Below are 16,999 nucleotides of genomic sequence, written 5' to 3'. Positions count from 1 at the left end.
CGCTCACCCTCCGGTGGTGGGGTTGCGTGAGATCACGCGACGCGCGGTACCGGCGACGGCCGCGCCGAGCGCGGTGCCGGTGGCGACGTCGGTCGGGTAGTGCACGCCGAGGACCAGGCGCGACAGCGCCATCAGGCCCACACCCGCCGCGGCCACCGGGCGGGAGCGCCTGCCCAGCAGGCCGCCGTAGAGCACGGCGGCGGCGGTGGTGGACGTGGCGTGCGAGGACGGGAAGCTCAGCCGGCTCGGGGTGCCCACCAGGACCCGGACCGCGGGGTGGTCGGGGCGGCGGCGCCGGACGACGCGCTTGATCCCGATCGAGGCGCCGTGCGCGAACGCGACGGCCGCGGCGGAGCCGAGCCACTCACGACGGCGGGGGCGGTCCAGCGCGGCACCCACGACGCCGATCGCGAGCCAGCCCGCGGCGTGCTCGCCGAACAGCGACATCCCGCGGGCGACCCGCACGGTGGTGTCGCCTCCGAGAGCGCCCTGCACGGACGCCAGCACGGCGACCTCGCCGGTGGGCGGGACGTCGGCGGGCGGTTGCGGACCGGAACGGTCCAGGGTGTCTGCCGTGTCAGCCACGGGTGGGGGCCTCCTGGCGCGGGCGCTGGCACCCGGCTCGCGGGCGATGACAGCCGGTGATGGTACGCGCGGGCGGGGTCGTGGGCCGGGTCGGGGCGGCCCGTGGGACCGGGCATGACCGCTCGTCGACGGGCGGGTGAACAGCGCCGGGTGCGCTCAGAACCAGCGCTCCAGGATCTCGGCGAGCCCGTCGTGGGTGTGCGGTGCCGTCACCTCGTCGGCGAGCCCGACCAGGTCCGGGTGGGCGTTGCCCATCGCGACGCCGAGCCCGGCCCAGCGCAGCATCTCCCGGTCGTTGGGCATGTCGCCGAACGCCACGGTGTCCGCCGCGGTCACCCCGAGACGGCGGGCGACCTCGGCGAGGCCGGTCGCCTTGGTGACCCCGGGAGCGGAGGCCTCCAGCAGCCCCGACGGGTGCGAGAACGTCAGGTCGGCCAGCCCGCCGGCCTTCGGTGCGAGCGCGTCCATCATCTGCTCGCTGGTCAGCTCCGGGGAGCGGATCAGCACCTTCGTCGCCGGGCGGCCGAGCAGGTCCTCGCGGCTGGTGGAGCCGCCGTCGTGCTCGCCCCAGGCGTGGACGTAGCCGGGGTCGGTGAGGAACTCGTCGACGATCCCCCGCGGGCCGCCGTCGCCCTCGGCGTTCCCGACGCGCTCGACACCGAACCCGCAGCCGGGGAACAGCTCCGCGGCGAGGCCGGCGAGCTCGCGGATCGTGGCGGGCTCGAGGGTGTGCGCGCCGAGCACGGCGTCGTCGGCGGCGTCGTAGAGCACCGCGCCGTTCGCGCACACGCACAGCCGCACCAGGCCCTCGGGCAGCCGCGCGAGCACCGGCGGGATCCAGCGCGGCGGGCGGCCGGTGACCAGCACGAAGCCGGCGCCGGCGGCGACCGCCCGCTCCAGCACGGCGACGGTGCGCGGGGTGACCGCGCCGCCGCCGTCGAGGAGGGTCCCGTCGACGTCGGTGGCGACGAGCCGGGGCGCGTTCTCGACGATCACACCCAGAGCGTACGGAACCGCGCGGAGACCGCCCCCGGACGACCGCGTGGCGGTTACCCTCGAACGGTGCGCGTTCTGGTGGTGGCGGCCCCGCTGTCGGGGCACCTGACACCGCTGTTGCCGCTCGCCCACGCGCTCTGGGACTCCGGGCACGAGGTGCTGCTCGCCGGCGGGGGCGACGCGCACCCGCTCCCCGGGGCGGACCCGCTGCCGTTCATCGACGTCGCCCGCAGCCTGCGGGTGGGCAGGCTGGCCGCGCGTTCGCTCGTCGCGCACCCGGTGACCGCACGGGCCGAGCTGGCCGGGCGCGGCGGCGACGCCGGGGTGCGCTCGCTGTTCGGCCCGGTGAACGAGGAGTTGACCGACGCGCTGGTGACCGTCGCCGAGCAGTGGCGGCCCGACGTCGTGGTGTACGAGCCCCTCGCGGTCGCGGGGGCGCTCGCGGCCGCCCGGCACGACGTCCCGGCGGTGCTGCACGAGAACGGCCTGCTCGACGGGTTCGCGCTGGTCCGCACGTTGCTGGACTCCCGCCCCCTGCAGCGTGCCCGGCTCCGGCACGGGCTGCGCGGGGTCCCGCCGCCGGCGATCGCGCTGACCATCGCCCCGTCGAGCCTCGTCGGGGCGCGCGACGCGCTGGCCGTGCGGCCGGGGCGGACCCGCGGCTCCGGCCGGTCCTCGCTGCCCGCCTGGCTGAGCGGCCCCTCGGTCCGCCCGCGGGTGCTGGTGCTGCGCGGCGGCGGACCGGTGCGCGGGGACCTGCAGTCCTCCGCGGTGCGCGCGCTGCAGGGCGTCCGCGCCGACGGCACGGACTGCGAGCTCGTGCTCGTCCGTCCCCCGGCGCGGCTGCTGCGCCACCACGGGCCGGGGGTGCGCACCGTCGGGCGGGTCCCGCTGGACGAGCTGCTGCCGGCCTGCGCGGCGGTGCTGCACGACGGCAGCGCCGCGCACGTGCTGGCCGCGCTCGCCGCGGGCGTCCCGCAGCTCGCGCTGCCCGGACCCGGCGACCGGCGTCACAACGCCGAGCTGGTCGCCGCCCGCGGCGCCGGACTGGGTGGCCCGTTCACCGCCGACACGCTGCGCAGGCTGCTGCACGACGGCGAACTCGCGGCCGCCGCCCGCGACGTCCGCACCGAGATCGCCACGATGCCGACGCCACAGGCCAGGGTCGAGGTGCTGACCGCCCTGGCCTGAGCGGCGTCGGGACGGTGGGCCTAGAAGACGGCGACCGCGACGATCAGGCCGAGCGCGACGTGCGCGGCCGCGACGACCTTCGCCACCGCCCGCGGCTCGTCGGACTGGATGACCTCGCCGATGTCGATGCCGGTCACCCACTCCAGCAGCCGCACCGCGGCGACCTGGGCGATGATCCCGATCAGGCCGAACACCAGCGACGACACGACGCCCTGCAGCAGCGAGCCGTACGAGCCGTAGATCGCGGTGACGATGATGAACGCCATCGACAGCATTCCGGCCGAGGTGATCGTGACCGCGTTCGGCAGACCGCCGCGGACCATCGCCGGGAGCTTGCCGGGCGTGGTGAGGTCGATGGCCCAGAAGCCGACCAGCATGAGCAGGGTGCCGATCACGGCGTAGAGCAGGATCGCGCCGACACCGCGGCCGAGGAAGCCCCAGTACGTGGCGTCGAACGCCTGGGCGAGGATCACGGGAGGTACCTCCGGGGAGCGGGGGTGTGCAGGAACTGGTGCAGGAACAGGGTCAGGACTCGGGGATGCGGTGCGGCACGAAGGCCGCGCCGTCGTCGGTGATCAGGCCGGCGGTCTCGCGGATGCCGAGCCCGGCGGCGGTGTCACCGACCAGCCAGGCGCCCAGGCAGGGACGGAACCCGTCGAATTCGGGCAGCGGGTCGAACATCTGATAGACGAAGCCCTCGTCGCCGTAGACGCCGCCGGTCGCGGTCTCGTAGCCGGGGGCGACGATCGCGATGTTGGCGCCCTCGCGGCCCAGCAGGGGCTTGCGGACGTACTCGGTGAGGATGCCGGGGTTGCCGAGCGAGGCGGGCAGCAGGTTCGGGTGCCCGGGGTACATCTCCCACAGCACCGCGAGCAGCGCCTTGTTCGACAGCAGGGTCTTCCACAGCGGTTCGAGCCACAGCGTCTCGGGCAGGCTGCGGGTGACGTGCTTGCCGAACTCGTCCGACAGCATCCACTCCCACGGGTAGAGCTTGAACACCGTCGACATCGGAGCTTCCTCGAGGTCGACGAAGCGGTCCAGTGCGGAGTCCCAGCCGATGTCCTCGATGGACAGTCCGACGGTGTCGAGGCCCGCCTCGGCGGCGGTCTCCTGCAGGTAACCGACGGTGATGTGGTCCTCGCCGGTGGACTCGGCGCCGGACCAGGTGACGTGCACCTCCGACGACGGCAGCAGACCCTTCAGCTCGCCCCAGCGTTCGACGAGCTTCTCGTGCAGGGAGTTCCACTGGTCGTCGCCCGGGTGGACGTCGGACAGCCAGTGCCACTGCAGGATCGAGGCCTCCAGCAGCGAGGTGGGGGTGTCCGCGTTGTACTCGAGCAGCTTGGCCGGGCCGGAGCCGTCGTAGCGCAGGTCGAAGCGGCCGTAGAGGTGCGGGTCCGAGCGGCGCCAGGACTGCGCGACCTGCTCCCAACACCACTCGGGCAGCGCGAAGTCCCGGAACCGCTCGGTGGTGACCACGTGGTCGACCGCCGACAGGCACATCGACTGGAGCACCTCGACGTCGGCCTCGAGGGACAGGACCTCGTCCATCTCGAAGACGTAGTGCACCGACTCGTCCCAGTAGGGCCGCTCGTTGCCCGAGCCGTCCCGGCCGGGGGTGCCGAAGGCGAGCCCCTGCTCGGCGACGGTGCGCTGCCAGTCCGGACGGGGGGTGCCGCGTTCGCGTCGCACGCCTCAGCTCCCGCTGGAGAAGCCGGAGCCGCCCGAGGACGACGACGAGCCGCCGCCGACGCCGAGACCGCCGCGGGAGATGGTGCCGCTGCGGCTGGTCGACCCGAGTGTGGATCCGGAGGTGCCGCTGCGGACCGTGGTGCCGCTCGGCGGCGGGGACACGTTCCCGCCGGTCGCGACCTGGCCGACGCCGCCGCTGCCGCCGTAGTTGTAGTGGTACTGCCGGCCGCCGCCGCCCAGGAAGATCGGGACGAAGGCGAAGCCGCCGCCCCCGTTGGACACCTGGCCCTGGCTCTGGGTGCCGCTGCAGTTCTCGTCCGGCACGACGACGCCCTGGTCGTCGACGCAGCGCGCCTCGACCGACTCGCTGCCGCCACCGGACCCGGCGTAGACGGCCGCGATCAGGGCGACGACGCCGACGGTCGCGCCGGCGCCGATCAGCACCCGCTTCGTGGTCTTGGAGCGGGCCTCCTTGAGCCGCACCGCCTCGCGGTCCGCGCGCAGCTTCTGCTCGCGGGCGCGCTTCTCGGCGAGCGTGGGCTCGCGCGGCGCGGTGCTGCCGTCCTGCTGCCGGATCCGGCCGCGCGGGGCCTCGGCGGGCTGCTCGGCGGGCGTGTTCGCCCACGGCGCCGTCGCCGGTCCGTCGGTCTGCGGTGTCGGCGTCGTCGACTGCGGCTCCGGTGTCGCGCCGCCCGGTGTCGCCCTCGGCGTACCGGCGGGCGGCGTGCTGTCGTCCGGGCCGCCGCCGGCGCGCGGTCCGTCGGTCATCGCTGGTCCCCCATCGTCACTCCCGTCCCCCGCGCGCACCGTACCGGGAGCGGCCGACGACCACCGGCCGTTCCCGGATGACGATTCGGCTGCGTTTCACCCACACCCGCCCGGACGAGTGGTCGCGGCACCCCGTCGCACCGGGCGGACCTGCACGTTCACAGCATCCGGCCGACCGACCGCCGCGCCGGGGCACCGGCCGGGTGAAGCCGGGCCTACCCCGGCTGCATGATGGGGGACGTCATGGATTCCCGCTCCTCCGCCGGCTCCGACCGGCCCGACGCGACCGGCCGCACCGCCGTCCACGCCGGGCAGGGGACCACCTCGGTGCTGTCCCGGCCGTCGGCCACGCCGGTGGCCCCGACCCGTCGGCGACGGTCGTCGGAGGCCTCCGGACGCGCGGGCGCAGGGCGGGGCGGGCTCCTCGGGGCCCGCCGGGTCGGGATCGGGATCCTGGTCGGCGCGGTGTTGATGCTGACCGTCGCGTCGGTCGACTCGCTGCTCGGTGCCGAGGTGCCCGTGCTGGGGTCGTTCGCGTCCTCCGGGGTGCCGAAGGTGGAGGAGCCCCCGCCGCTGCCGCCCCCACCGGACACCCCGGGCACCTGCCTGAACTGGACCCGGTCCGACGCGACCGACACCGCCGCCGTCGACTGCGCCCGGCCGCACCTGTTCGAGCAGGCGGGACGGGTCGCGCTGACCGACCAGCCGACGTTCCCGGCCGACGAGGCCTGGCAGAAGCTCGTCGCCGACCGCTGCACCCCGGTGGTCACCACGTACCTGAACGGCAAGTTCGACCCGGACGGGAAGTTCCGGGTGGGCGCGCTCAAGCCGTCGCAGCAGCGCTGGGACAGCGGCGACAAGGGCATGCGCTGCGGCCTGCAGATGGCCTCGCGCAGCGGGGAGATGTTCCCGATCACCGGCAAGGTCGCGGCTCAGGACCAGTCCGCGGTCCAGCCGGTGGGCACCTGCCTCGCCATCGACGGCCGCACCGTCGGCGACCCGACCGACTGCGCCGGGCCGCACGCCGTCGAGGCGGTCGGGCTGGTCGACCTGGGTACCGAGTTCACGGAGGACTGGCCGGCCATCGAGGACCAGGACAAGTTCCTCCAGCCCGCCTGCACCGACGCCGCGAACACGTTCGCCGGCAACGACCAGGTGATCGGCGCCAAGGGCCTCACCGTCTACTGGGGCAACCTCTCCGAGGAGTCCTGGAAGGCCGGCAGCCGCAAGGTCAACTGCAACATCGGCACCCTGCTGCCGGACAACAGCGGCTTCGCCTCGATCACCGGCTCGGTGAAGGGGAACCTGGTCGTCTCCGGGCAGCCCGCCGCCCCGGCACCGTCCGCGCCCGGTGCGCCCGCTCCGGACGGTGCCCCGGCCGACGGGTCGGCCACCCCGGCCCCCGGCTCGCAGGCCCCGGTCGAGCAGCCCGACGGCGAGCAGCCCGCCGCCCCCGACGGCGGCGCCGGACAGCCGGACCTCGACATCCCACCCGGCCTGCCCGGGCTGTCGGGCAACTGACGTGCCGGTGGCGATGCCCGCCGACCGGTTCGACGAGCTGGTCTGCGAGGCGCTCGACCTCGTGCCCGCCGAGCTCGCCGCGGCGATGGACAACGTCGTCGTGCTGGTCGAGCCGTGCCACCCCGACGAGCCGGACCTGCTCGGGCTCTACGAGGGCGTCGCGCTGACCGAGCGCACCGCGGACTACGCAGGCGAGCTGCCGGACCGGATCACCGTGTACCGCGACGCCGTCCTCGACTTCTGCGAGGACGAGGAGCAGGTCGTCGACGAGGTCGCGATCACCGTCGTCCACGAGATCGCGCACCACTTCGGCATCTCCGAGGAGAAGCTGCACGAGCTCGGCTGGGGCTGACCCCTACCGGTGGGTGGCGCGCCGCCCGCCGGGCATCGCGTCCCACAGCTCCGGGACCCAGCCGCCGGGGTCGCGACGCAGCACGACCCGGCCGGTGTTGGGGACCGGGCGCTCGCGGCCGTAGGTGACGTCGGGGTGGCCGGGTCCGGAGCCGTCGTGCCCGCCGAGCAGCGCCAGCGACAGGATCCGGATCGCCGCCCCGTGGCTGACGACGACGACCGCCCCCTCCGTCACGCCGGAGGTCACCGCGGCGAGGTCGGGCAGCGCCCGGCCCCACACGTCGCGGGCGGACTCGCCGCCGGGCATCGCGCGGTCGACGTCACCGTCCCACCAGGCCTCGAAGACCTCGTCGAACGCGGCGCGGGCGTCGTCGCCCTCCTGGCCCTCGAGGTCCCCGACGAACACCTCGTGCAGGCCCTGGAGCAGCTCCACCTCGCGTCCGAGCGCGCGGCCGATCGGGGCGGCGGTCTCCTGCGCCCGGGTCGCCCGTGACGCGTACAGGCCCTGCACGGGCCATCCGGCGAGTAGCCCGGCGACCTCCTCGGCCTGCGCGTGACCCAGCTCGTCCAGCCCGGGGCCCGGCAGCGCGGTGTCGAGGCGGTGCCGCACGTTCGACGGGGTGCGGCCGTGCCGGACCAGCACCAGGCGCAGCGCGCCGTCGTCCGGCGGGACCTGCGCGATCCGGGTGCCGGTGCCGACGGCCGCGAAGGAGGCGGCGCCGTCGTGCTCGTCGTCGGTCTGGTGGCTCACGTGTCGGCTCCCCGTCGGACCGCGGCGAGCCAGCGCTCGGACGCGGCGTAGTCGTCGGCGGTGGCGACACCGAGCGCCGCCACCGGGCTCCCCACCCCGGCCGCCGGGGCGTCCGGTGCGGGATCGGATCGCGGGAACGACCCGAGATAGATCAGCCGGTCGCAGCGACGGTGCAGTGCGGCCAGGGCCTCTCCCATCGCCGGGTCGGCGACGTGGCCCGAGCAGTCCAGGTGGAACCAGTACTCGGCGTGGCGGCCCTTCACCGGGCGGGACTCGATCCGGGTCAGGTCGATGCCGCGGACGGCGATCTCGGTGAGCAGGCCGAGCAGGGTGCCGGGGCGGTTCGTCGTCGTCGCGGCGAGGGTGGTGCGGTCCCAGCCGGTCGGCGCCGGCGGCGGGCCGGGGCGGGTCAGCAGCACGAAGCGGGTGACGGCGCCCGCGTTGTCGGCGATGTCGTCGGCCAGCACCTCCAGGCCGTGCTGCGTGGCTGCGAGCGGGGCGGCGACGGCGGCATCGACCTCACCCCTGGCGGCCTGGGCCGCGGCCTCCGCGGTGGAGGAGCTGACCCGGACCTCGGCGGCCGGCAGGTGCTCGGCGAGCCAGCCGCGGGTCTGGGCGATGCCGTGGCCGTGGGAGGCGACCGAGCGGATCGCGTCACCCGTGGTGCCCGGGCGGCCCATCAGGCAGAACCGGACCGCGATCCGGGCCTCACGGGCGATCACCAGCGGCGGATCGGCGACGAGCCCGTCGAGCACCGGCGGGACGGCGCCCTCGACGGTGTTCTCGATCGGCACGCAGCCGGCGTCGACGGAGCCGTCGCGGACCGCCGCCAGCACCGCGGGGGCGCCGGGCAGCGGCACGAGCTCCGCGCCACGCGACTCGGGCAGGGTCAGCAGGGCCTGCTCGGTGAACGTGGCGTGCGGCCCCAGGAATCCGATCCGCATCCGATCCGTCCTGATCAGTCCAGCAGTCCGAGGGCGACGAGGTCGGCGATCGGGACCGGCTCCGGGTCGACGCCGCAGCGCGGCAGGACGGTGCGGACCTGCTCGACGGCGGCCTCGGGCAGCTCGTCGAGCTCCCGGGCGAGCTTCTCGCCGTCGGTGCAGGCCAGGGCCTCCTCGGCCGGGTCGGGCGAGGCGCTGACCCCGGTCATCCGCGCGACGGCGGCGATCAGGTTCAGCAGGCCGTGGCGGCCGCGGGGCGTCGACGCGGACGGGTCCTCGCGGACGATCCGGTCGATGCCCTGGGCCGAGATCCCGCCGGTGCCGCTCTCCAGGCCCGCCAGCAGGAACTTGTGCACGTCGACGATCTCCGGCACGTCGGAGGCGCGCGGCCCGCCGAGCCGGATCTTCGGGGTGCAGCCGTGCTCGGCGACCCTGCGGACGGCGGCGAGCCAGGCGAGCGTGCCCTCCTCGTCCCCCTCGACGGGGCGGCGCGGCTCCACGACCGGGGTCACCTCGTCCGGCACGAACTCCGAGACGCGTTCGAGCCAGATGCCGTCGACGTCCGGCGGTGCGGCGCACTCGACGGTGCTCGGGGTGAGCAGGCTGGAGCGGGAGAACACGGTCGACAACGCCTTCGGCACCGCACCCAGCCCGGTGTCGACGACGAGGGCCAGCTCCGCCGGCCGGCTCGGCGCGGAACGGGCGAGCTCGGTGACGACGGCGGGCAGCTGCGACGCGGGGCAGACCAGCCGTCCGACGAGGCCTCCGTAGTGGCCGTCGCGGGCGGCGAGATAGCGCGACACGACGGCGTCGACGCCCGGTGCGACGGTCCTCGGCTGCAGCAGGCTGGTGTCATCGACCAGCGCAGCGAGCAGCGGACGGATCGGCCACGGGTCGGCTGAGGAACCCGAGGGCACGGTCATCACGCCGACAGACGCTAACGGTCGGGTCACGGCGCCCCCGCAGAGGGGGTTGCCCCCCCTGCGTCACAGGGCACTGGACAGGCGACACTGCCTACTGCTTAGGTAAGGGTTACCTAATCGGAGGTGAGAGTGGGAACGACCCGAGTGCGCCGCCCCCCGACGCCCGCCGTCGCCGAGCGAGCCCGCAGCCTCGTCACCCGTGGTGGCCGCGCGGCACTCGTCGGCACCGGCGAGCCGGAACCGTGTGCGCCGCTGATGCACCACACCTGGCCGGACGGCACGACCGACCTGCTGCTGCCCGACGACCACGTGCTCCGCGAGCGCGCCCGGCTCACCCTCGACGGGCTCCCGGTGATGCTCGAGCTGACCGGCAGCACGCCGGTGCCGCTCGACGAGCCGGTCCGGGAGCTGCTGTGGCTGGTCGGGACCCTGCAGGAGCCGGACCCGACGACCGGCCGGGAACGGGCGCTGCGGCTCGCCGAGAAGGCCCCGCACCCCAACCTCCTCGACGCCGGGCGCGGCGCCACCCTGCTGCGGCTGCACCCGTCGTCGGCGGTCTACTCCGACGCCGAGGGCTGCGCGCCGGTCTCGCCGACCGAGCTCGCGGCCGCCGAACCCGACCCGTTCTGCCGGGTCGAGCAGGTGTGGCTGGAGCACCTGGACCGGGCGCACCCGGAGATGCTGTGCGCGCTGCGCCGGCACCTGCCCGACGGGCTGGGGTTCACCGGCGGCCGGGTCCGCCCGGTCGGCGTGGACCGCTTCGGGCTCCGCGTGCGGGTGCCCACCGCGACCGGCACCCAGGACGTGCGGCTGGCGTTCTCCGCACCCGCGGACACGCCCGAGGAGCTGCAGCGCCGGTTCGCCGAGCTGGTGGGCTGCCCGGCGGCCGGGGGCCGCTGAGCCGGGCTCAGGGACCGGCGGGTGCCAGGTGCTCGGCCTGCACCTTCCGGGTCACCTTCCGCTCGGCGACGAACGACGCGACCGGGATGGTTCCCGCGGCCAGGATGACCACGGCGAACACCGGCTTCCACCGGCAGCGCTCGGCCAGGATCAGCGTGCACACGATGTAGATCATGTACAGGAAGCCGTGCACCATCCCGATCAGCGCGACCGGCCGCGGGTCGCCGAACAGGTACTTCGCCGGCATCGCGTAGAAGGTCAGCAGCAGCAGGCCGACGCCGGTGACCCAGGCGGAGACCCGGTAGGCCTTCAGAGCGGTCGCGACGGTCACGGGGTGGACTCCTCCCGGTGCCGGGCCGCCAGGCGGGCCAGCTCCTCGTTGTAGGCCCGCAGCTGCGGGTCGGTGCTGCGGGGCGGGGCGGCGTTCGCCGGGCGGGACGTGAACGGCGACGGTCCGGCCGGGGGTGCCGGGACGGCGGGCTCGGCGGTCGACGTCGAGGCCGACGCAGCGGCCGCGGCCGCGGACGGGACGGTCTCCGCGATCGGCGTCCCCGACCCGGCGACGGGTGCCTCCGTAGCCGACGGCGCCCTGTCCGGCTTCCCCGCGGTCCCGCCGGGTCCGGCCGCGCCCGCCGCCCGCAGGTCGGCGATCTCCATGCTCAGGAAGCGCCACCACATGACGCCGAAGAAGACGGCGAACAGCGGCCACTGCAGGCCGTAGCCCACGTTGAGGGCCGAGCCCATCGCCGATCCCGCCCGCCCCCACTGCCAGATGGCCAGCCAGGTGCAGGCGACCATCGCGCCGAGTGTGAGGACGTGCCAGACCATCCACCTCGGGGACAGCAGCAGCCGCATCACGCCGACCAGGGTACGCACCCCGGCATGGCGACGGCCGGGCCCCGACGAGCGCTCGGTCACTCGCCCCTCCGGTGGTCTCCGACCGCCCGGTGGGCTCACCCCTCCGGCGGTCACGCCCACCCCCGCGCGGTGATCCTCGGTCCGCGCGGTGATCCGCGGACCGCGCGTGTCCGGACGCGCGCGAGCCGCGGATCAGCGCGCGCGATGTGGATCACCGGCCGATGAGCACGCTCGGGCCCCGCAGTCCGCCGCCCGCGACGCGGCCCACGGAGCCCTCCGGCACCCGGTGCGATGATCGGCCCATGACGAGCGGACCGGTCCCGGCACGACCGCGTGGGGCCCTGCGGGACTGGCTGAGCCCGGCGCCCCCGTCCTTCCCGGGCGTCGCCACCGACCCCCGCGAGCGACGGCTGATCGGCCTGGAGATCGCCGTCGTCCTGACCGTGACGCTGGGCCTGTCCGCGGTGCGCAGCGCGCTGTCGCTGCTCGAGGCCCTGCTGAACCCCGCCCCGCTGGCCGACCAGCAGGTCACCCTGAACGCGCCCGCGTCCACCGACGCCTGGATCGACCTCGCGTTCCAGCTGGTCCGCGCGCTGCAGCTGGCCGGATGGGGCGCGCTGGCCGCCTACCTGCTGCTGCGGGCGGGCATCGCGCTGCGCCGCGTCGGGCTCGACGGGCGGCGGCCGTGGCGCGACGCGGCGCACTCCGCGGGCCTGGCCGCGCTGATCGGCCTCCCCGGGCTGGGGCTCTACCTGGTCGGACGGCTCGCGGGGATCACCCCGGACGTCGCGCCCAGCACGCTGACCGACCAGTGGTGGCGGATCCCGGTGCTGGTGCTGTCCGCGGCGGCGAACTCCTGGGCGGAGGAGGTCGTCATGATCGGCTACCTGCTCACCCGGCTGCGGCGGCTCGGCTGGTCGGAGAACCGGTCGGCGTTCGCGGCCGCCGTCCTGCGCGGGTGCTACCACCTCTACCAGGGGATCGGCGCGTTCGTCGGCAACCTCGTCATGGGCCTGGTGTTCGCCCGCTACTGGCAGCGGACGAACCGGCTGTGGCCGCTCGTCGGCGCCCATCTGCTGATCGACGTCGTGGCGTTCGTGGGGTACGCACTGCTCGGCGGCGTACTTCCGATCTGACCCGGGAAAGCGGCCCTCACCAGCGGAAAGGTGACCCTGTCCAACTGAGACGGACACCCTTTCTGGAGCCGTTCCAGGGAACGTCGCCAGTCGCTAACCTGGAGGACATGACCGACGAGTCGAAGTTCCACGCCCTGCTCCGCGACCAGGTCCGGAGCGAGTTCACCGCCGCCCAGCAGTACCTCGCGATCGCCGTCTGGCTCGACGACGCCGACCTCCCGCAGCTGGCCGCGCACTTCTACGCGCAGGCCGTCGAGGAGCGCAACCACGCGATGATGATGGTCCAGTACCAGCTGGACAACGACCTCACGGCGACCATCCCCTCGGTCGGCGAGGTGCAGAACGACTTCGCCTCGGTCGAGGAGCTCGTGCAGCTCGCGCTGACCCAGGAGAAGCAGGTCACCGAGCAGATCACCACGCTGGCCCGCACCGCCCGCGACGAGGACGACTACCTCGGCGAGCAGTTCCTGCAGTGGTTCCTGAAGGAGCAGGTGGAGGAGGTCGCCTCGATGACGACGCTGCTCACCATCGTCCGCCGCGCCGGCGACGACCTGTTCCACGTCGAGGACTTCGTGGCCCGCGAGCTCGCGCGCGGCGACGCCGCCGACGCGACCGCCCCGGCCGCCGCGGGCGGCGCCCTGTAGGAACCCCTCGTCGGTCCGACCCGGGGCCCGGCGCTCCTCGCGGGAGCGCCGGGGCCCGCGGCCGTCTAGCGCAGGGTGATCTGCTTGCCCGCGAGCACGTCGCGCGCCCGGTGCTCGGACTCGGTCAGCGGCGTGGCGTCCAGCCCGGCCACCGCCTCGTCGAGCCGCTTCGCGAACTCCGCGGCGGGACCCGCCCACTCCGAGGAGTGCATCTCCCGGTCGACGTCCCAGACCGGCACGAGCAGCCCGTGCGCCCGGAACGACCCGGCGTAGCGGGAACCCTCGCCCAGCTCCAGGCCGCCCTGGCCGGACAGCCGCGCCAGCGCCGCCATCAGCGTCGTCTCGTCCTCGGTCCGCACCCAGCGCACGTGCGCCTTGGACCCGGTGTCGACCCAGTACGCGCCACGCACGCCGTCGGCGGTGACCGCCTCGGTCGGCATGATCACCGAGTTGGCACGCTCCAGCATCGCCTGGGCCTCGGGGTCCGGGCTCTCCGACGGCAGCCACCACGCGAAGTCGGCGTGCACCGTCGGCTCCAGCGGTGTGCCGGGCTCCAGCACGTCCTGCAGCCGCTCGCCGGTGTGCCGCCCGGCGCCGACGACCGGCAGCGACGATCCCGGCTCGGCCGAGCGCGCCCAGGCGAGCGCCCCGGCCAGGTCGGCCGAGAGGTCCCCGGAGCGGGTCTGGACCTGCATGCCGAGCAGGACCTCGCCGTTGTCGCGCACGATCGCGGCGGACGCGCCCGGCAGCACCGAGGCCAGCGTGACCGGACCGCCGGAGCGGACCGGGAGGGCCGCCGTCGCCGAGGGGAGGAACTCCCGCATGGCGACGAGGTCGGGCTCCGCCGCGAGGCCCTCGAACGGCCGGATGACGATCACGTCGTCACCGGCGCCGTGGCAGGCCTTGTACCGCTTGCCGGAGCCGCAGGGGCACGGCCGGCGCGGGTTGTCCCCCGCGTCGGCGGTGCTGGCACGGTTGCGCGTCTTCTTACCCATCGCCGGGCAAGGTAGCGGGTCGTGCATGTCTTCGATCCGGCCGACCCCGGTTTCCTCGCCGACCCCTACCCCGCCTACGCCGCCCTGCGCGCCGCCGGGCCGGTCCACGACCACCCCGGTCTGGGCGTCCCGGTCGCGGTGACGCACGCGGCCTGCTCGGCCGTGCTGCGCGACCGCGGCCTGGGCCGCATCTGGTCCGACGCCGTGCCCGCAGCCGAGCTGGCCGCGTTCAACCTGCTGCACCGCAACTCGCTGCTGGAACGTGAGGGCGAGCCGCACACCCGGCTGCGACGCCTGGTGGCCTCGGCGTTCGCCCGTGGCCACACCGAGCGGCTGGCCCCGCTGGTGCGGGCGCGGGCCGGGGCCCTGGTGGACGACCTGGTGGCCCGCATCCGCGACGGCGTCCCCGCCGACCTGGTGGAGCTCGTCGCCGCACCGCTGCCGGTCGCCGTGATCGCCGACCTGCTCGGCGTGCCGGAGGACCGCCGGGCGCCGCTGCGGGACTGGTCCGACGCGATCGTGCGGATGTACGAGCCCGACCCCGGCGACGACGGCCGTCGCGCGGCCGAGCGGGCGTCGGCCGACTTCACGGCGCTGCTGCGGGAACTGGTCGACGAGCGCCGGTCCGGCCGCGCCGCCCCCGCCGGGGACACCGGCACGGGACCGGACCTGATCACCGACCTGATCGCCGTCCGGGACGCCGGGTCGCCGTCCGTCCGGCTCGACGAGGACGAGCTCGTCGGCACCGCGGTGCTGCTCCTGATGGCCGGGCACGAGGCGACGGTCAACGTCGTCGGGAACGGCGTGCACGCCCTGCTACGGCACCCGGACCAGTGGCAGCGGCTGCTCGATGACCCCGGACTGGTCGGAACGGCCGTCGAGGAGCTGATCCGCTTCGACGCACCGCTGCAGCTGTTCGAGCGGACCGCCGTCGTCGACACCACGGTGGCCGGCCACCCGGTCCCGGCGGGCACCCGGATCGCGACGCTGCTCGGCGCGGCCGGGCGCGACCCGTCCGTCTTCGGCGACGACGCCGACCGCCTCGACGTCGGCCGCTCCCCCAACCCCCACCTGGGCTTCGGGGCCGGGGTGCACTACTGCCTGGGCGCCCCGCTGGCCCGGCTGGAGATCGCCGAGGTGCTGCGCGCACTGCTGGAACGCCTGCCCGACGCCGTCGTCGACGGCGCGCCGGCCCGGCGGCCACGGTTCGTCATGCGCGGCTGGGCGGAGCTGCGGCTGACCGCCCACACCGGCCGATGAACCGAATGCCGCAATGCCCCGAGAGCCGAACGGTCCATTCCTGGGAGCCGTCGGCGAATTGTCGACGGCGCCGCGCAATCATCGACGGAAAAGGGGCGTCAAGAACGACCGGAACCGACGTCGACGACCATCGGACGACATGGTGGAATCGACGACGATGGAATCGTGGTCGGAACTGCTGCGGACCGTTCTCGCCGTGCCGGGGACGGGGTACACCTGCGTCGCCGACCCCACCACGGGCGAGCTCGTCGCGGACGCCGGCGGGCGTGCCGTGCCCGGCCTCGCCGAGGTGCTCGGCTGGGGCGCCGCGCAGGTCGTCGCCGACGGACCGGTGTTCGAGGACGCGGTGATCGCCACCCGGGAGGGCGACCACCATCTCCTGCGGGCGCTGCCCCGCGACGGCGCGGCCCCGCTGCTCGCCTACGCCCACCTCGACCGGTCCGGCAGCCCGGTCGCGCTCCTCCGGCGGGCACTGCGCCCACCCGCGACAGCCCCGGCACGGACGGATCCGCAGGTCGCGACGCCTGCTGTCGACCCGGCCGCAGCCCCGGCACGTCCGATGATGCGGGCCCGGCCGGCCGCGCCCGTGGTGTCGCCGCCCGGGCCCGCGGACACCGCACCGGCGACGATCGCGGTACCGAGGCCGTCGCCGGTACCAGACGCCGAGCGCACCCCGGGACCGGCCGTCCCGCTCCCCCGACGCGCGCCCGGCCCCGCCGAGCCGTCCGAGCCCCCTGCCGCGGCCGAGGGTGACGACGCGCACGCCGGAGCCGTCCCCGAGGGCGGCCGGTGGGCCGACGACCTGGGCACCATGGCTCGGATCCTCGCCGCGCTGCGCCGTCTGGACCCGTCGTCGACCACAGGGTGACGACGGGGTGTTGACGCTCCGGAATTGCGCGTTATCGTTGTCCGCCCCGGCGCCGTAAAGTACTGAGATCAATTTCCGCGGAATGCGGAACGGGATCGCGGCGCGGACTCCCCGAGATCGTCGCGGCGACTGCCGCGCGGAAGGCTCTTGAGATGAACAACATCGATCGTTCCCTGGACATGGCCGCCAACATCAAGGGCGCGTTCGCGGTCGCGATCGTCGACTTCGACAGCGGCATGACCCTGGGGTCGCGCGGGGGCAGCCCCGAGTTCGACCTCGACGTCGCCGCGCCCGGGAACTCCGAGGTCGTCCGGACCAAGCTCGAGGTCATGCAGAAGCTGGGGCTGCGCGAGAACATCGAGGACATCCTGATCACCCTCGACACCCAGTACCACCTGATCCGGATCATCCGCGGCACCGACGAGCAGCTGTTCTTCTACCTCGTGCTCAACCGCGCCCAGGCCAACCTGGCGATGGCCCGCCGCGACCTGCGCGTCATCGAGCAGCAGTTCGCCATGTCCTCGCCGCAGGCCGGTGCGCCGCAGCAGCAGGGCCAGGCGTTCTTCCCCGCCCAGCAGCGCTGAGGCCCCCGCGACCCACACGACCGATGGGACGT

At 74.9% G+C, this 16,999-nt stretch carries 20 protein-coding genes; 9 read left to right on the top strand and 11 right to left on the bottom strand.

Features of this window, described 5'->3' with window-relative positions; translation table 11 throughout:
- Nucleotides 1–3: 3 nt before the first annotated feature.
- Nucleotides 4–585, bottom strand: a complete 582-nt coding sequence (locus tag ATL51_RS16975; RefSeq protein WP_301549059.1) for a phosphatase PAP2 family protein — start codon at nt 583–585, stop codon at nt 4–6.
- 156 nt (nt 586–741) lie between these two features.
- Nucleotides 742–1,581, bottom strand: a complete 840-nt coding sequence (locus tag ATL51_RS16970; protein ID WP_100879155.1) for an HAD family hydrolase — start codon at nt 1,579–1,581, stop codon at nt 742–744.
- A gap of 66 nt (nt 1,582–1,647) precedes the next feature.
- Here ATL51_RS16970 and ATL51_RS16965 point away from each other — a divergent pair, with 66 nt between their 5' ends.
- Nucleotides 1,648–2,772, top strand: coding sequence for a nucleotide disphospho-sugar-binding domain-containing protein (locus tag ATL51_RS16965; protein ID WP_100879154.1), 1,125 nt, complete (start codon nt 1,648–1,650; stop codon nt 2,770–2,772).
- 20 nt (nt 2,773–2,792) lie between these two features.
- Here ATL51_RS16965 and ATL51_RS16960 read toward each other — a convergent pair whose 3' ends face one another.
- The 3 genes from ATL51_RS16960 to ATL51_RS16950 are packed head-to-tail and all read right to left on the bottom strand — an operon-like array spanning nt 2,793 to nt 5,232.
- Nucleotides 2,793–3,245, bottom strand: coding sequence for a DUF350 domain-containing protein (locus ATL51_RS16960; RefSeq protein WP_083474448.1), 453 nt, complete (start codon nt 3,243–3,245; stop codon nt 2,793–2,795).
- A 52-nt stretch (nt 3,246–3,297) separates the two neighbouring features.
- Nucleotides 3,298–4,464, bottom strand: a complete 1,167-nt coding sequence (locus tag ATL51_RS16955; RefSeq protein ID WP_100879153.1) for a glutathionylspermidine synthase family protein — start codon at nt 4,462–4,464, stop codon at nt 3,298–3,300.
- A 3-nt stretch (nt 4,465–4,467) separates the two neighbouring features.
- Nucleotides 4,468–5,232, bottom strand: coding sequence for a hypothetical protein (locus ATL51_RS16950; RefSeq protein ID WP_301549058.1), 765 nt, complete (start codon nt 5,230–5,232; stop codon nt 4,468–4,470).
- A 243-nt stretch (nt 5,233–5,475) separates the two neighbouring features.
- On the opposite strand from ATL51_RS16950, the gene ATL51_RS16945 reads away from it, so the two are divergent.
- Both ATL51_RS16945 and ATL51_RS16940 read left to right on the top strand, forming a co-directional pair.
- On the top strand, nt 5,476–6,753 hold the full coding sequence (locus tag ATL51_RS16945; protein WP_157818400.1) for a septum formation family protein: 1,278 nt from the start codon (nt 5,476–5,478) through the stop codon (nt 6,751–6,753).
- A 1-nt stretch (nt 6,754) separates the two neighbouring features.
- Nucleotides 6,755–7,105 (top strand): metallopeptidase family protein, encoded by a 351-nt coding sequence (locus ATL51_RS16940; protein WP_208623007.1) that lies wholly within the window; start codon nt 6,755–6,757, stop codon nt 7,103–7,105.
- Between the two features lie 3 nt (nt 7,106–7,108).
- Here the strand turns inward: ATL51_RS16940 and ATL51_RS16935 are convergent, their stop codons facing one another.
- The 3 genes from ATL51_RS16935 to ATL51_RS16925 are packed head-to-tail and all read right to left on the bottom strand — an operon-like array spanning nt 7,109 to nt 9,722.
- Entirely contained in the window at nt 7,109–7,855 is a 747-nt protein-coding gene (locus tag ATL51_RS16935) for a histidine phosphatase family protein (RefSeq protein WP_157818399.1), read from the bottom strand.
- Nucleotides 7,852–8,799 carry a prephenate dehydratase gene (gene pheA / locus ATL51_RS16930; RefSeq protein WP_100879150.1) on the bottom strand — a complete coding sequence of 316 codons (948 nt, stop codon included), beginning with the start codon at nt 8,797–8,799 and terminating at the stop codon, nt 7,852–7,854. The genes ATL51_RS16935 and pheA overlap by 4 nt, the downstream gene beginning before the upstream one ends.
- 14 nt (nt 8,800–8,813) lie before the next feature.
- Nucleotides 8,814–9,722, bottom strand: coding sequence for a hypothetical protein (locus ATL51_RS16925; RefSeq protein ID WP_083657987.1), 909 nt, complete (start codon nt 9,720–9,722; stop codon nt 8,814–8,816).
- A gap of 129 nt (nt 9,723–9,851) precedes the next feature.
- Here ATL51_RS16925 and ATL51_RS16920 point away from each other — a divergent pair, with 129 nt between their 5' ends.
- Nucleotides 9,852–10,622: a DUF2470 domain-containing protein gene (locus ATL51_RS16920; RefSeq protein WP_073573767.1), complete on the top strand. Its 771-nt coding sequence runs from the start codon at nt 9,852–9,854 to the stop codon at nt 10,620–10,622.
- A 7-nt stretch (nt 10,623–10,629) separates the two neighbouring features.
- On the opposite strand, the gene ATL51_RS16915 is transcribed toward ATL51_RS16920, so the two are convergent.
- Together ATL51_RS16915 and ATL51_RS16910 are read right to left on the bottom strand one after the other, a co-directional pair.
- On the bottom strand, nt 10,630–10,953 hold the full coding sequence (locus ATL51_RS16915) for a DUF3817 domain-containing protein (RefSeq protein WP_073573766.1): 324 nt from the start codon (nt 10,951–10,953) through the stop codon (nt 10,630–10,632).
- Nucleotides 10,950–11,477, bottom strand: coding sequence for a hypothetical protein (locus ATL51_RS16910; RefSeq protein ID WP_301549259.1), 528 nt, complete (start codon nt 11,475–11,477; stop codon nt 10,950–10,952). Before ATL51_RS16910 ends, ATL51_RS16915 begins: the two co-directional genes overlap by 4 nt.
- A gap of 305 nt (nt 11,478–11,782) precedes the next feature.
- On the opposite strand from ATL51_RS16910, the gene ATL51_RS16905 reads away from it, so the two are divergent.
- Nucleotides 11,783–12,616, top strand: coding sequence for a CPBP family intramembrane glutamic endopeptidase (locus tag ATL51_RS16905; RefSeq protein WP_100879148.1), 834 nt, complete (start codon nt 11,783–11,785; stop codon nt 12,614–12,616).
- 107 nt (nt 12,617–12,723) lie between these two features.
- On the top strand, nt 12,724–13,260 hold the full coding sequence (locus tag ATL51_RS16900) for a ferritin (protein WP_083657986.1): 537 nt from the start codon (nt 12,724–12,726) through the stop codon (nt 13,258–13,260).
- Nucleotides 13,261–13,325: 65 nt separating this feature from the next.
- Here ATL51_RS16900 and ATL51_RS16895 read toward each other — a convergent pair whose 3' ends face one another.
- Entirely contained in the window at nt 13,326–14,255 is a 930-nt protein-coding gene (locus ATL51_RS16895) for a DUF5926 family protein (protein ID WP_100879147.1), read from the bottom strand.
- Nucleotides 14,256–14,276: 21 nt separating this feature from the next.
- On the opposite strand from ATL51_RS16895, the gene ATL51_RS16890 reads away from it, so the two are divergent.
- From ATL51_RS16890 to ATL51_RS16880, 3 genes are all read left to right on the top strand, one after another.
- Nucleotides 14,277–15,515 carry a cytochrome P450 gene (locus ATL51_RS16890; protein ID WP_100879146.1) on the top strand — a complete coding sequence of 413 codons (1,239 nt, stop codon included), beginning with the start codon at nt 14,277–14,279 and terminating at the stop codon, nt 15,513–15,515.
- 157 nt (nt 15,516–15,672) lie between these two features.
- Nucleotides 15,673–16,383, top strand: coding sequence for a hypothetical protein (locus tag ATL51_RS16885; protein WP_100879145.1), 711 nt, complete (start codon nt 15,673–15,675; stop codon nt 16,381–16,383).
- A 152-nt stretch (nt 16,384–16,535) separates the two neighbouring features.
- Nucleotides 16,536–16,967: a hypothetical protein gene (locus tag ATL51_RS16880; RefSeq protein ID WP_073573761.1), complete on the top strand. Its 432-nt coding sequence runs from the start codon at nt 16,536–16,538 to the stop codon at nt 16,965–16,967.
- The last annotated feature ends 32 nt before the right edge of the window (nt 16,968–16,999 follow it).

It is taken from the genome of Pseudonocardia alni, assembly GCF_002813375.1.
In the GTDB taxonomy this organism is placed as follows: domain Bacteria; phylum Actinomycetota; class Actinomycetes; order Mycobacteriales; family Pseudonocardiaceae; genus Pseudonocardia; species Pseudonocardia alni.
This window is presented reverse-complemented; position numbering and strand designations above follow the sequence as displayed.

Coding starts and splice junctions, on each gene's coding strand:
- ATL51_RS16950 (WP_301549058.1), bottom strand. CDS start 5,232: ATGACCGACGGACCGCGCGCCGGCGGCGGCCCGGACGACAGCACGCCG.
- ATL51_RS16945 (WP_157818400.1), top strand. CDS start 5,476: ATGGATTCCCGCTCCTCCGCCGGCTCCGACCGGCCCGACGCGACCGGC.
- pheA (WP_100879150.1), bottom strand. CDS start 8,799: ATGCGGATCGGATTCCTGGGGCCGCACGCCACGTTCACCGAGCAGGCC.
- ATL51_RS16925 (WP_083657987.1), bottom strand. CDS start 9,722: ATGACCGTGCCCTCGGGTTCCTCAGCCGACCCGTGGCCGATCCGTCCG.
- ATL51_RS16910 (WP_301549259.1), bottom strand. CDS start 11,477: ATGCGGCTGCTGCTGTCCCCGAGGTGGATGGTCTGGCACGTCCTCACA.
- ATL51_RS16905 (WP_100879148.1), top strand. CDS start 11,783: ATGACGAGCGGACCGGTCCCGGCACGACCGCGTGGGGCCCTGCGGGAC.
- ATL51_RS16900 (WP_083657986.1), top strand. CDS start 12,724: ATGACCGACGAGTCGAAGTTCCACGCCCTGCTCCGCGACCAGGTCCGG.
- ATL51_RS16895 (WP_100879147.1), bottom strand. CDS start 14,255: ATGGGTAAGAAGACGCGCAACCGTGCCAGCACCGCCGACGCGGGGGAC.
- ATL51_RS16885 (WP_100879145.1), top strand. CDS start 15,673: ATGGAATCGTGGTCGGAACTGCTGCGGACCGTTCTCGCCGTGCCGGGG.
- ATL51_RS16880 (WP_073573761.1), top strand. CDS start 16,536: ATGAACAACATCGATCGTTCCCTGGACATGGCCGCCAACATCAAGGGC.